This is a genomic window from Streptomyces lucensis JCM 4490, assembly GCF_014650035.1.
Taxonomy (GTDB): Bacteria; Actinomycetota; Actinomycetes; order Streptomycetales; family Streptomycetaceae; genus Streptomyces; species Streptomyces lucensis.
In genome coordinates this window covers 25,186-38,433 of sequence record NZ_BMUE01000018.1, presented here as the reverse complement: position 1 = coordinate 38,433, position 13,248 = coordinate 25,186, and the positions used below count along the sequence as shown (strand labels likewise).

The 13,248-nt window shown below is 73.2% G+C and carries 12 protein-coding genes; 5 read left to right on the top strand and 7 right to left on the bottom strand.

The genetic code is table 11. The features are described from left to right. Positions 1 to 77: 77 nt before the first annotated feature. From IE177_RS29920 to IE177_RS29910, 3 genes are all read left to right on the top strand, one after another. The gene (locus IE177_RS29920; RefSeq protein WP_190018611.1) at positions 78 to 1,517 is read left to right on the top strand and encodes a gamma-aminobutyraldehyde dehydrogenase; all 1,440 of its coding nucleotides are present in this window, start codon (positions 78 to 80) and stop codon (positions 1,515 to 1,517) included. 200 nt (positions 1,518 to 1,717) lie between these two features. Next, positions 1,718 to 2,911: a polyamine ABC transporter substrate-binding protein gene (locus IE177_RS29915; RefSeq protein WP_190018610.1), complete on the top strand. Its 1,194-nt coding sequence runs from the start codon at positions 1,718 to 1,720 to the stop codon at positions 2,909 to 2,911. 107 nt (positions 2,912 to 3,018) lie between these two features. Beyond that, entirely contained in the window at positions 3,019 to 3,399 is a 381-nt protein-coding gene (locus IE177_RS29910) for a hypothetical protein (RefSeq protein WP_190018692.1), read from the top strand. A gap of 9 nt (positions 3,400 to 3,408) precedes the next feature. On the opposite strand, the gene IE177_RS29905 is transcribed toward IE177_RS29910, so the two are convergent. From IE177_RS29905 to IE177_RS29885, 5 genes are read right to left on the bottom strand one after another with little or no spacing between them, the layout of a single operon-like run. After that, positions 3,409 to 4,278, bottom strand: a complete 870-nt coding sequence (locus tag IE177_RS29905) for a carbohydrate ABC transporter permease (protein ID WP_190018609.1) — start codon at positions 4,276 to 4,278, stop codon at positions 3,409 to 3,411. Continuing rightward, positions 4,275 to 5,237: a carbohydrate ABC transporter permease gene (locus tag IE177_RS29900; protein ID WP_190018608.1), complete on the bottom strand. Its 963-nt coding sequence runs from the start codon at positions 5,235 to 5,237 to the stop codon at positions 4,275 to 4,277. The genes IE177_RS29905 and IE177_RS29900 overlap by 4 nt, the downstream gene beginning before the upstream one ends. Further along, positions 5,231 to 6,571 (bottom strand): ABC transporter substrate-binding protein, encoded by a 1,341-nt coding sequence (locus tag IE177_RS29895; protein ID WP_229816336.1) that lies wholly within the window; start codon positions 6,569 to 6,571, stop codon positions 5,231 to 5,233. Before IE177_RS29895 ends, IE177_RS29900 begins: the two co-directional genes overlap by 7 nt. Further along, on the bottom strand, positions 6,568 to 7,548 hold the full coding sequence (locus IE177_RS29890) for a GNAT family N-acetyltransferase (protein WP_190018607.1): 981 nt from the start codon (positions 7,546 to 7,548) through the stop codon (positions 6,568 to 6,570). Before IE177_RS29890 ends, IE177_RS29895 begins: the two co-directional genes overlap by 4 nt. 23 nt (positions 7,549 to 7,571) lie before the next feature. Beyond that, positions 7,572 to 8,765 (bottom strand): exo-beta-N-acetylmuramidase NamZ family protein, encoded by a 1,194-nt coding sequence (locus tag IE177_RS29885; RefSeq protein WP_190018606.1) that lies wholly within the window; start codon positions 8,763 to 8,765, stop codon positions 7,572 to 7,574. 209 nt (positions 8,766 to 8,974) lie between these two features. Here IE177_RS29885 and IE177_RS29880 point away from each other — a divergent pair, with 209 nt between their 5' ends. Then, complete coding sequence (locus IE177_RS29880) at positions 8,975 to 9,499, top strand: hypothetical protein (protein ID WP_190018605.1); 525 nt, start codon at positions 8,975 to 8,977, stop codon at positions 9,497 to 9,499. On the opposite strand, the gene IE177_RS29875 is transcribed toward IE177_RS29880, so the two are convergent. Together IE177_RS29875 and IE177_RS29870 are read right to left on the bottom strand one after the other, a co-directional pair. Continuing rightward, positions 9,444 to 10,208 carry a glycerophosphodiester phosphodiesterase gene (locus tag IE177_RS29875; protein WP_190018604.1) on the bottom strand — a complete coding sequence of 255 codons (765 nt, stop codon included), beginning with the start codon at positions 10,206 to 10,208 and terminating at the stop codon, positions 9,444 to 9,446. The genes IE177_RS29880 and IE177_RS29875 overlap by 56 nt on opposite strands. 36 nt (positions 10,209 to 10,244) lie before the next feature. Beyond that, entirely contained in the window at positions 10,245 to 11,315 is a 1,071-nt protein-coding gene (locus tag IE177_RS29870; RefSeq protein WP_190018603.1) for an adenosine deaminase, read from the bottom strand. 155 nt (positions 11,316 to 11,470) lie between these two features. Between IE177_RS29870 and IE177_RS35280 the strand changes: the two genes are divergently transcribed. Next, positions 11,471 to 12,520: a DUF4190 domain-containing protein gene (locus IE177_RS35280; RefSeq protein ID WP_229816335.1), complete on the top strand. Its 1,050-nt coding sequence runs from the start codon at positions 11,471 to 11,473 to the stop codon at positions 12,518 to 12,520. Positions 12,521 to 13,248: the final 728 nt, after the last annotated feature.

The following is a 13,248-nucleotide window of genomic DNA, read 5'->3' as shown; positions in this document are numbered from 1 at the left end:
TCTCAGCGATTGGACAGTCCGAGCGGACCGGCCACGCTGGACAGCTCGTACCCTCGAACCAGATCAGGAGGCCGGCAGTGAGCACCGAGCTGCGTCGTCTGCGCAACTACATCGACGGTGAGTTCCGGGACGCCGCCGACGGACGGACCACCGAGGTGGTCAACCCCGCGACGGGCGAGGCGTACGCGACCGCGCCGCTGTCCGGGCAGGCGGACGTGGACGCCGCCATGGAGGCCGCCGCCCGCGCCTTCCCGGCCTGGCGCGACACGACCCCGGCCGAGCGGCAGAAGGCCCTCCTGAAGATCGCGGACGCGTTCGAGGAGCGCGCCGAGGAGCTCATCGCGGCCGAGGTGGAGAACACGGGCAAGCCCGTCGGGCTCACCCGCTCCGAGGAGATCCCGCCGATGGTCGACCAGATCCGCTTCTTCGCGGGTGCGGCCCGGCTGCTCGAGGGCCGTTCGGCCGGCGAGTACATGGAGGGCATGACGTCGATCATCCGCCGTGAGCCGGTCGGCGTCTGCGCCCAGGTCGCCCCCTGGAACTACCCGATGATGATGGCCGTGTGGAAGTTCGCCCCGGCCATCGCGGCGGGCAACACGGTCGTCCTGAAGCCGTCCGACACCACCCCGGCCTCCACCGTCCTGATCGCGGAGATCCTCGGCGGGATCCTGCCCAAGGGCGTCTTCAACGTCATCTGCGGCGACCGCGAGACCGGCCGCGCGATGGTCGAGCACCCGACCCCGGCGATGGCCTCCATCACCGGCTCCGTCCGCGCGGGCATCTCGGTCGCCGAGTCCGCCTCCAAGGACGTCAAGAGGGTCCACCTGGAGCTCGGCGGCAAGGCCCCCGTCGTCGTCTTCGAGGACACCGACATCGACAAGGCCGTCGAGGACATCTCGGTCGCCGGCTTCTTCAACGCCGGCCAGGACTGCACCGCCGCCACCCGCGTGCTGGTCCACGAGTCGATCCACGACGAGTTCGTCTCCGCGCTGGCCAAGGCCGCCACCGGTACCAAGACCGGGCAGCCGGACGACGAGGACGTCCTCTTCGGCCCGCTGAACAACCCCAACCAGCTCAAGCAGGTCGCCGGCTTCATCGAGCGCCTGCCCGCGCACGCCAAGGTCGAGGCGGGCGGCCAGCAGGTCGGCGACAAGGGCTACTTCTACGCCCCGACCGTCGTCTCCGGCGTCCGGCAGGACGACGAGATCATCCAGAACGAGGTCTTCGGCCCGGTCATCACCGTGCAGTCCTTCGCCGACGAGGACCAGGCCGTCCAGTGGGCCAACGGCGTCGAGTACGCCCTCGCCTCCTCGGTGTGGACCAAGGACCACGCCCGCGCGATGCGCATGTCCAAGAAGCTCGACTTCGGCTGCGTGTGGATCAACACCCACATCCCGCTGGTCGCGGAGATGCCGCACGGCGGCTTCAAGAAGTCCGGCTACGGCAAGGACCTGTCGGCGTACGGGTTCGAGGACTACACGCGGATCAAGCACGTGATGACGTCGCTGGACGGCTGATCACACGAGCGGCTGAGCACGCGAGAAGCCGATCGCACGAGCCGGGCGGCCCCGGGCGGGACACCTCCCCGCCCGGGGCCGCCCGGTTTCCCGGCGCGGTCCGGCGCCGCCGGGCCGCTCGACGAGGTGTCGGGCGCGCCCGGCCCCGCTCGACGCAGCGTCGATTGTGACCGTGCGGCCGCGCGCGGCATGCTTCCGTGGTGCCGCACACCTCTCCCCGTACGTCCGTGCCGTCCCGCCGTTCCCTCCTGGCCGCACTCGGCGGCGCCGCCGCGCTCGGGGCGCTGGCCGGCTGCGGGGTGCCCGCCGCCCACGTCCGGCCCGGTGACCGGGCCGCGGCCGACGAGTCCGCGACCGACAGGAAGCTGACCTGGGCCAACTGGCCGCTCTACATCGACACCGCCGACGACGACCCGAACCGGCGTCCCACGCTCGCGGGCTTCGAGAAGCGCACCGGGATCTCCGTCGACTACGTCGAGGAGATCAACGACAACGACGAGTTCTTCGGCAAGATCAGCCCCGCCCTGATGAACCACCAGCCGACCGGCCGCGACCTCGTCGTCATCAGTGACTGGATGTGCGCCCGCTACGTCCGGCTCGGCTGGGTGCAGGAGATGGACCGCGCGGACCAGCCCAACGTCGCCCGGAACCTCGACCCCCTGCTCCGTTCACCGGCCTTCGACCCCGGACGCCGGTTCACGGTGCCCTGGCAGTCGGGCATCACCGGCATCGCCTACGACCGCCGCCGGCTCGGCCGCGAGATACGGCGCGTCAAGGACCTGTGGGCGAGCGACCTCAAGGGCCGGGTGACACTGCTGTCCGGCCTGGACGAGGCGTTCGCGCTGCTGATGCAGGGCAACGGCGTGGACGTCACCCGGTGGACCGCCGACGACTTCCACCGGATGTGCGACCAGGTCGAGCGGGCGGTCCACCACGGCCAGATCCGCCGCTTCACCGGCAACGACTACACCAAGGACCTGGTCACCGGCGACGTCCTGGCCTGTCAGGCCTACTCGGGCGACGTCATCCAGCTCCAGGCCGACAACCCCGACATCCACTTCGTCGTCCCCGAGGAGGGCGCCGAGCTGTGGTCGGACTCCCTGATGATCCCCGACCGCGCCCGGCACAAGGCCAGCGCCGAGCGCCTGATCGACTACTACTACGCCCCCGAGACCGCCGCACGGCTCGCCGCCTGGGTCAACTACGTCTGCCCGGTCCCGGCGGCCCGCGAGGTCCTGGCCGCCGCCGAGGACAAGGACACCGCGGCCCTCGCCGACAACCCCCTGATCTTCCCGGACTCCACCATGCGCGACCGCCTCGCCGTCGCCCGGGACATCACGTCGGAGGAACGGGGCGAGTTCGCGAAGAGGTGGAACGGCATCGTGGGCCTGTGACGCCGCGGCGTGATGGCCGCGCGGGTGTGCCCCTACCGTAGGAGGTCGTACGAGGACAGAGGGGGCGTGGGGCAGTGGCGACGTGGGGGCTGGTCATCGAGACCACCATGGGGGCCGGGGAGCGCAAGCACACGGAGGCGAACGTGGTGGCGTACGTCCGCGGAACCCGGGCCCAGGCGCTCGCGGAGCTGGAGCGGCGGGCCCGGAGCTACTCGCCCGAGCATCCGAGAAGCCCCCGGCGCCGGCGGCTGCTTCGGGCGAGTGACGGTTTCCTGCTGGTGGTCGACGGCGTGTGGCAGTCGTTCGTCACACGGTTCACGGTGGCGGAGCTGCTGGAGGACTCCGACGCGCCCGCCGTCCCGGAGCAGTCCGTGGAGGCGCCCGGCGGGACGGTCGCCGCACCGGGCGGCCAGGCTGAGGAGACCGAGCGGTACGCCGACGGCGTGCCGGTCAGGCCGGCGTGGCTCGGCCGGGACGACCTGCCGTGAGGGGCCGGGTCACTTCAGGCCGCTGAGCATGATCCCCCGGACGTAGTGCTTCTGCAGCAGCAGGAAGAGGACCAGGACCGGAAGCACGCTCAGGACCAGGCCGGCCATGACGATGGGCATCGTCCGGGTCGGGTCGACGTGGTCCTGCAGGAGCTGGATACCGACGGGCAGGGTCATCACCTCCGGCTCCGCGGTGGACACGAGCAGCGCCCAGATGTACTCGTTCCAGGCGTCGACGAAGGTGAGCAGCCCGAGCGTCACCACGACCGGCTTGGTCTGCGGCACCACGATCCGCCACCACACGGTGAACTCGCCCGCTCCGTCGATGCGCGCCGCCTCCAGGACCTCGTCCGGGATCGCGATGACGAACTGGCGCATCAGGAAGATGCCGAAACCGTTGACCAGGAACGGCATGGCGAGCGCCACGACACTGACGGTCAGGCCGGCGCCGCCGCGCCCCAGCAGGTCGTTGCCTCCCGCCAGCGGCCAGTGCACCAGGATCAGGAAGTGCGGGATGAAGAAGAGGAACGGCGGGAACATCATCGTCGACAGCACGAGACGGAAGACGAAGTCCCGCCCCGGGAAACGGAGTTTGGCCAGCGCGTACCCGGCGAGGGACGACGTCAGCAGCACCGAGCCGGTGATCAGGGCGGTGGCGACGACGCTGTTGCGGAAGAGCACCGGCAGATCGAGCTGGTCGAACGCCGCCCGGTAGTTGGACAGGTCGAACGCCTTGGGCAGGAACCGGTACGGCAGCGTGCCGGCCTCGCCGGGACCCTTGAACGACGTCATCACCATGTCGAGGAACGGCACCACGGTGAGCACGGCGCCGGAGACGACCACCAGGTACGAAAGCCACGGGAAACGGCGGCGGTTCACGCGTCCTCCCCCTTGCGCCGGAAGAACCACAACTGCGCCAGGGTGACCACGAGGACCACCAGGAACAGCACGAAGGCGGCGGCGCTCGCGGTGCCCCAGTCGCCGTAGGAGAAGGCCTGCCGGTACATCTCCAGCGCGGCCACGGCGGTCGCGTCGCCCGGCCCGCCCTTGGTCATCACGATGATCAGCGCGAACGACTGCAGCCCGGTGAGGAACTGGGTGACGCACACGAACAGCAGGGACGGCCGCAGCAGCGGCAGCGTGATCCTGAGGAAGACGGTGACCTGGCCCGCGCCGTCGAGCGCGGCGGCCTCGTAGTAGGACTCGGGGATCGACTTCAGCCCGGCGGTCAGGACGAGGATCGCCGTGCCGACCGAGGCCCACGCCTGGACGACCACCACCGAGGGCAGCGCCGTGTCCGGGTCCTGCAGGAACGCCACCGAGCCGAGACCCGCGGCGTTGAGGACGCCGTTGACCAGGCCGCCCGGCTCGTACATGTACTTCCAGACGTTGCCGACGGCGACGACGGTCGTGACGATCGGCAGGAAGTACAGGGTGCGCCACAGGCCCTGGAACCGCAGCCTGTCGACGCAGGTGGCCACGAGCACGGAACCGGCGAGCGCGAGGACCACGGTCCCCAGGGCGAACAGCAGCGTGTTGGTGAGGACCGGCGTGAGGAACGTCGACCCGTCCGCGAACAGCCCGGCGAAGTTGTCCAGGCCGACGGGATCGATGTCGCCCAGGTGGAACCCTGCCCAGCGGGACATCGACAGCAGCAGCGCGAAGCCGAGCGGCAGGAACAGGAAGACCGCGAAGAACAGCAGCGTCGGCGCCAGGAAGAGGTAGGCGACGACGACCTGGCGTCGACGGCCCCGGCGGCGGCCGTCGACGGCCGGGCCGGCGGACGGCGGGCTGGGCGCCGCCCGCTCGGCCGTCTGCGGGGCCAGGGCGTTCACCATGAGCGTGACACCTCCCGATCGACCTGACGGCGGGTGGTGCGCAGCGCCTCGTCGATCGACTGCTGACCGGTCCACAGCGCCTCGATGTTCCGGCGCAGCAGCGACTTGGCCTGCTGCGCTCCCGGCACGTTCGGTTCCGGCACCGCGTACGCCAGCGCGTCCAGGAACGGTCGCAGGTTCGGATCGCCGCCCTCGCCCAGCAGCGTCCGCATGTCGTCGGCGCGGCCGGTCAGGGAGCCGACCGAAACCTGCAGGGCACTCATCCGGGTCGCCGCGGCACCCTTGCGGGCACCCTTGACGCCCACCCTCTCCGTGTTGAGCCAGTGCAGGAACTCCCATGCCTCGCGCGGGTGCCCGCCGGCGGCGTTGACCCCGAGCATGAAGCCGGTGGAGAGCGTGGCGTGCGCGTAGCCCGCCCCGGGGCGGGGCACGGGCGCGACGCCGACCTCGCGGTAGTCCGCGCCCATCAGCTCCTTCAGGCTCTCGGTCCACCAGCCGGCGCTGACCACCATGGCCACCTGCCCGGACGGGAACGCCTGGTACACGTTGACTCCCGGGGCGCTGGCACCCCCCGCGACGAGCCGGTGCTCCAGGCCGAACACGGCCCGCCCGGCGGGCGAGTCGATGGCGGTGCCCCTGCCGTCCGCGGAGACGAACCTCCCGCCGGCGGCGTTGAGCAGGGCGAGGGTCTGGCCGACGGTGGTGGAGTCGTCGTACGTCGACAGCCCGAACCCCTGGACCAGCGTGTTGCCGTACCGGTCCCGCCGGGCGGTGCGGTGGGCCGCCTCCTCCAGCTCCCGCCAGGTGCGTGGCGGGCCGTCGATCCCGGCCCCGCGCAGCAGCCGCTTGTTGTAGTAGAGGGCGTACGTCTGCACCTCGGTGGGGTAGCCGTAGACCCTGCCCCCCACCGACGCGGCGCCGACCGCGGCGGCGCCGTAGCCGTTCCTGATCTCCTCGGCGTGCTCGGCCGGAGCGGGCCGCAGGACACCGGCCCGGACGAGCTGGCCGTTCCACAGGCAGTACGGGTGGATGATGTCGGCGCCCTGGCCCGCGGCCTGCCGGACCATCAGCGTGGTCAGCAGGTCCGTGAACTCGACGGCCTCCGTCCGCACCTTGACCCGGTCGTGCGTGGCGTTCCACTCGTCCACCGGGCGCTGCAGGGCGTCCCTGAGCGCCCCGCTCGCGTAGTGGGAGAGCAGGGTCAGGACGATCGGATCCCCGGGCCGCCCGGTGCCCCGGTGCGGTGCGGCGCACCCGGAGGCGAGCAGGGCCGAGGGGAGCGCGAGCGCGAAGTGACGGCGGCTCAGCCCGCCGGGGCGGCGGGACCCCGTCATCGGGCGGCCTCCCGGCGCAGCACGCGGAACACCCGGGTCGTGGTGAAGCCGGCCTTGCGGTACAGGTGGCCCGCCGGGGACCGTTCACCGGTCCACAGGAACCACGCAGAGTGCGCCCCGCGCGCCCGCATCCGCTCCAGCACCAGGTGGAGCAGGACCTTGCCGAGTCCGCTGCCGCGCATCTCCTCCAGCACGCCGAACGGGCCGAACCGCTCGTCCGCCGACTCGTACGCGCCGTGCATCGCCCAGCCGGCCAGGCGGCCCGACGGGTCCCGTGCGACGACGATCCTGTCGAGCGGCGTGCCCGCGGCCAGGCACTCCCGGATGGCGCGCGCCCAGTCCGGGGTGAACCGGTCCCGGGCGAGCGCGACCAGTTCCACCAGGTCGTCGTCGGCCGGGGTGGCGAACCGGTACCCCCGCGCCGCCAGTTCGCCGGCGAGGCACACCACGTCGTCCGGGACGCGGTAGCCGACCAGGCGGCGGTCCATCGCCGCCGCCTCGTACAGCGTCCGGAAGCCCAGGGACTCGAGGAGCCGCGCGGCCTCGGGGTACGCCTCGGCGTCCAGACCGGGGAGGACGTAGTTCGGGGTGTACGAGGCGAAGTCCACCCGGGTGCGGCCGTGGCCGTGCAGCCAGTCGAGGGCGTCGGTCAGCAGCCGGCGGCCGAGGCCGCGCCCGCGGGCGGCCGGGTCGACGAAGAAGAACGGGATCCAGCCCTGTTCCGGTTCCAGCCCGGTGCCGGTCACCGGCGTCAGCCGGCGCACCGCGTAGGCCGCGCCGACGAGGCGGTCGCCCTCGACGGCGACCCGCAGCCCCGCCGGATCGAAGTTGGCGTCGAGCAGCACCAGGGAGCGGAAGCGGTCCGGGGCGATGGGGTCGGCCGGCGCGCTGCGGCGCCAGGCCTCCACCAACCGGGGTCCGTCGCCCGTGCGGAAGCCGCGGATCGCGGTCCGCAGTGTCGTCGTGCCATCGGTCATCGACGGGGTCGTCCTTCCCGGTCTCAGGAGTAGAGCAGCGCGTCGCCGGCCCACCGGCTGGGCGGGGCGGGCGGATCGCACAGCGGCAGCGGGTCGTCGCCCGCGTCGACGGCACGCCGCAACCGGTCGGACCCCCACAGCAGGTCGATGAAGTGCCGGTGGCCGGTCTCCGCCGTGTCCGCGTCCACCGGGTGCCAGGCGAAGTCGTCCGGGTACAGCCGCCGCAGCGTGGCGAGCATCGCGACGGCCGTGCGCACGGGGGCGAACGCCGCGCGGTCGGTCACGTGGAGCTGGACCCCGCGCAGCGGCCGTCCGGCGTGTTTGTGGAAGGCCGGCACGTACCGCAGCTCGCGAAAGCGCACCCCGGGCAGTCCGAGTCCGGCGAGCGAGGGCGCGAACCGTTCGTCGACGTACGGGGCCCCGACGGTCTCGAACGGCTGCGTGGTGCCGCGGCCCTCCGAGACGTTCGTCCCCTCGAACAGGCAGGTGCCGGGGTAGACGGTGGCGGTGGCGGGCGTCGGGACGTTCGGCGAGGGTGCCACCCACGGCAGGCCGGTGGCGTCCGCGTGCAGCGCGCGCCGCCAGCCCACGGCCTCGATGACCGTCAGGTCGACGGCGGCGCCCGCCGCCCGGGGAATCGCGCGGGCGTTGAGGTACCGGGCGAGTTCGCCGCAGGTCAGCCCGTGCCGGACGGGTACCGCCGCGCGCCCCACGAAGCTGGCCCACGCCGGGTCCAGCAGCGGGCCCTCGCTGACCAGACCGCCCAGAGGGTTCGGGCGGTCCGCGACCACGAACCGCACGCCCGTGCGGGCCGCCGAGACCATCAGGTCGAACATGGTCCACACGTAGGTGTAGAACCTGGCCCCGATGTCCTGCAGGTCGTACACCAGGGCGTCGACGCCGCTGCGGAGCAGCAGTTCGTCGAGGCGCGCGCCGTCGCACCGGTAGGTGTCGTGGACCGGCAGGCCGGTGGCGGGGTCCCTGCGGAGGTTTTCGCTCTCACCGGCCTGGCCGGTTCCGTGCAGCCCGTGCTCGGGGCCGAACAGGGCGACCAGCCGCACGCCGGCCGCGAGCAGCGCGGGGGCGGCCGGGCGCAGGCCGGGGAGGACGCCGGTGTGGTTGGTCACCAGCCCGAGCCTGCCGGGCCCGGCGAGTCCGGGCGACGCGTGCAGCCGCGCGATGCCGGTCGTCACCGCGACGCGGTCGTCCGTACACATCCTCCGCCCCCGTCCGCGGTGCAGGAACTCAGGAACTCAGGAACCCAGGAACTCGGGAACTCAGGAACTCAGGAACTCAGGAACTCAGAAGATTTACCACAATTCGCTCCGAAACCGGCCGAGTCGTTCCGCGCGGCGACCGGAACGGCGCGGCGGTGTGGACCGGGGGCAGTTTTGAACGCGTTCAAATACAGGCGTACGCTCCTGCCATGAGCGACAGAGCCGCCCTGCTGAAGGGCATTCGCGTCTGGCTGGTCTTCTTCGTCGTGTGCCTCGTGCTCAGCGGGGCGACGGCGTTCCCTCTGGTGCACGAACTGCGATGGACCGAGAGCGTGTTGCGCGCCTTGTCGGTGCCCGACCTGCTGCCGGGGCTCATGGAGTGGATCTCCCGGGTACGGGAGGGGCTCGACACCGTCGACGCCGAGTACCCGTTCGTGCTGTACGGGACGGACTGGCTGGCCTTCGCGCACCTCGTCATCGCGGTCGCCTTCTACGGCCCCTACCGGGACCCGGTCCGCAACATCTGGGTGATCGAGTTCGGCATGATCGCCTGCGCCGGGATCGTCCCGCTCGCCCTGGTGTGCGGTCCGGTCCGGGGGATCCCCTTCTGGTGGAGCCTGATCGACATGTCGTTCGGGGTGTTCGGAGTTCTCCCCCTCTACGTCGTACGCCGCAAGATCAAGCGGCTGGAGGCCCTGGGCACCCCGGCTGCCGTGGCCGCTCCCGCCGCCTGACGGCCGGACGCCCCGACGCGTAGGCGTCCTGGGAACGCAGGGCGTGCAGAAGGCCGATCCGGTTCGTCGTGATCGAGTCGGCGCCCAGGTCCAGCAGCCGGCGCATGGAGCGATGGGTGTCCGGGGTCCAGACGGACAGGAGGCGGCCGTCGCGGTGGACGCGGGCCGCGAGATCCCGGTCGACCACCGAGAAGCGGTAGTTGAGCCAGCGGGGGCGGATCGCGTCCAGCAGCGCGGGCCGGGGCGGTGCGTGCGTCGTCCAGGTCAGGGCGATCTCCGCGGCCGGGTCGGCCGCGCGGACGGCGAGCATCGCCTCGGCGCCGGCGCAGTAGTACACGCGGTCCCCGGCCCCGCTGCGCCGGACGACGTCCACGACCCGGTCCGCGGTCCGGCGGCCGACCCGCCCGCACAGGTCAACCATCACCCTGCTGTCCCCGGTCGCGGCCAGCGCCTCGGCGAGCGTCGGCACACCGCCCCCCGTGATCCCGCGCACCTCCTCGGCGGACAGCGCGGTCAGCGGCCGGCGCAGTTTCCACAGCCGTTCCAGCGTCTCGTCGTGCAGCAGTACGGGGATGCCGTCACGGGTGAGCCGTACGTCGACCTCGACCGCGTCCGCGCCCTGGTCGAGCGCGGAACGCAGCGAGCCGATCGTGTTCTCGCGGAAGCGGTAGGGGTCGCCGCGGTGGGCCACGGCGGTCACGGTCTGCATGGCCCCCATTGTGGGGTGCGCCCCCTCGCGCGGCGGTCAGGAGGCGAGCCGGCCGGCGGTGTACGCGTCGATCTCGGCGGCGATCCGGGCCTTGCCCGGCGCGTCCAGGAAGGACGCCTCGACGGCGTTCTTGGCGAGGTCGGCGAGGCCGCGCTCGTCCAGGTCGAGGAGGCGGGCGGCCACCGCGTACTCGTTGTTGAGGTCGGTGCCGAACATCGGCGGGTCGTCCGAGTTGATCGTGACCAGCACCCCGGCTCGCGTGAACTCCCTGATCGGGTGCTCCTCCAGGGCGCGGACCGCGCGGGTGGCGATGTTGGAGGTCGGGCAGACCTCCAGCGGGATGCGGTGCTCGGCCAGATGGGCGAGCAGTGCCGGGTCCTGCGCGGAGCTGGTGCCGTGCCCGATGCGCTCGGCGCGCAGTTCGGTCAACGCGTCCCAGACGGTCTGCGGGCCGGTCGTCTCACCGGCGTGCGGGACGGAGTGCAGTCCCGCCGCGATGGCCCGGTCGAAGTAGGGCTTGAACTGCGGCCGGGGCACGCCGATCTCGGGCCCGCCGAGCCCGAACGAGACCAGGCCCTCCGGACGGACGCGGTCGTCGGTGGCCAGCCGTGCGGTCTCCTCCGCGGACTGGAGTCCGGCCTCGCCCGGAATGTCGAAGCACCAGCGCAGAACCGTGCCGAACTCGGACTCGGCCGCCTTGCGGGCGTCCTCGATCGCGGCCATGAAGGCCAGCTCGTCTATGCCCCGCCGGGTGGAGGAGAACGGCGTGATCGTCAGCTCGGCGTACCGCACCTGCTGGCGGGCCAGGTCACGGGCCACCTCGTAGGTGAGCAGCCGGACGTCCTCCGGGGTGCGGATCAGATCGACGACCGACAGGTACACCTCGATGAAGTGGGCGAAGTCGGTGAACGTGAAGTAGTCGGCGAGGGCCTCGGGATCCGTGGGGACCCTGGAGTCGGGGTGGCGGGCGGCCAGCTCCGAGACGATGCGCGGGGAGGCGGATCCCACGTGGTGGACGTGCAGTTCGGCCTTGGGCAGTCCCGCGATGAACTCGCGTAGATCGCGGTCGGACGTGCCCGCGGCGGGTACGGAGCTGCTGTCGGTCATGGGTCCTCCCCGGGAAGGCGCCCGGCGGGCCGCGAGGTCCGGTCCGGGCGCGGTGATCGGCTGATCGATGACGCGGGATCATCGTAGGCCCCGGACCGCGGCCGTCCGGAGCGGCCCGTAGCATGACGGGACGTCCAGCAGAGGGGTCTTCCACCATGTCCGACGAGGCGCCGCGGCCCACACCACCCGAGCAGACCGCCGGGGAAGGGGCGACGTCACCTCGGGTGTCCCTGGACAAGCAGGCGGAAGCCCCGGCCGCGGACGCGTCTGCGCCGGTGCGCGACGCGATACCCGGGCGGGGTCAGGACCCGGACGCGACCTGGCCGGCAGCACCCGTGCGGGACGCGGTACCCGCCGCACCCCGGGACGCCGCGCCGGCCCCCGGCTCCGTGCACGACCAGCGGACGCTGGTCTCCCCGCCCGCCGGCCCGGACGCGTCCGGCCACGCCGCGCCGGCGCCGTGGGCCAGCCCGGCCGACACCGCGGCACCCCCCGCGAACCCGTTCGCGCCCGCGCACGCCGCCCAGACGGACGCGAACCCCTACGCGCCGCCGACGCCACCGGCCACCGCCAACCCCTTCGCCCCACCGGCCTCTCAGCCCCCCGCCAACCCCTTCGCTCCACCGGCCGCGTCGGCCGGCGGTCCTTACGCCCCTCCGGGAGCGCCGCCCGCCTCCGCGTACGCGCACCCGGTCACTGCGCCGCCTGCCGCTGCCGGCCACTTCGCCCCTCCCGGACCGCCGGCGGGCGGCCGGACCGGGGGAGTAGAACCCGTGCCCCCGCCGCCCATCGCGCCGGACGGCCCGGGACAGGTGCCCTACGGCTATCCGGGCGCCCCGGCGGCATACGGCTACCCGGGCGGCCCGGCGGCGTACGGCTACCCGGGCGGCCCGCACCCGGCCCACCCCGGCCCTTACCCGGCCGCCCAGGGCTACGGCTGGCCCGGGATGCAGCCGGCGCCGAACGACGCGATGGGAACGGCCTCCCTGGTGCTGGGCATCCTGTCCGCGATCGGCTTCATGCTGTGGCCGGTCGCCCTGGTGCTCGGCATCCTCGCGATCATCTTCGGTGCGATCGGCCGGGGGAAGGCCCACCGGGGCGAGGCCACGAATCCGGGCGTGGCCCTGGCCGGACTCATCTGCGGAGCGTGCGGCATCGTCCTGGTCCTCGGACTCTTCGCGTTCGTCATCGCATTCGAACTCTGAGCCCCGAGCCCACCGCCTCGCCCCGCCGGCCGGGTGAGCTGCCGCAGGGTGGGCCGACCCCGGGCCCGCCGCCTCAGGAGCCGCCGCCCGGGTGAGCCGCCCAAGCCCGCCGGGTGCTTCGGCCCGCCGGCTCAGGCCCGCCGCCCGGTGAGCTGCCGGCGGGTGGGCCGCCGTCGGGTCCGCCGTCCCGGTGAGCCGCCGGTGGTCGGGCCGCCCCGGGTTCGGCGCTGCAGGGGCCGCCGCCCGGGTGGGTCGCCCCAAGCCCGCAGGGTGCTTCGGCCCGCTGACTCAGGCCCGCTATCCGGGCGAGCCGGCCCCGGGCCCGCTACCCGGTGAGCTGCTGCCGGGTGAGCCGACCCCGGGCTGACCATCCTGGAGAGCCGCCGCCGGGTGGGCCGCCCCCGGGCCCGCCGGCTCAGGAGCCGCCGCCCGGGTGAGCCGCCCAAGCCCGCTGGCTGGCTCAGGGCCCGCTACCCGGTGAGCTGCTGCCGGGTGGGCCGCCCCGGGTCCGCCACCCCCCTGAGCGGCCGCCTGGGTGAGCCGCCCGAAGCCTGCCGGGTGCTCCGGCCCGCCGTCCCCGCCCGCCGGCTCCAGGCCGGCCATACCGGTGAGCCGCCCCTGGTGGGCCGCCTCGGCTCACCAGCCCTGGGGCCGCCGCCCAGGTGAGTAGTCCCGAGCCCGACGGCTCAGCCCCCCCCCCCCCCCCCCCCCCCCCCCCCCCCCCCCCC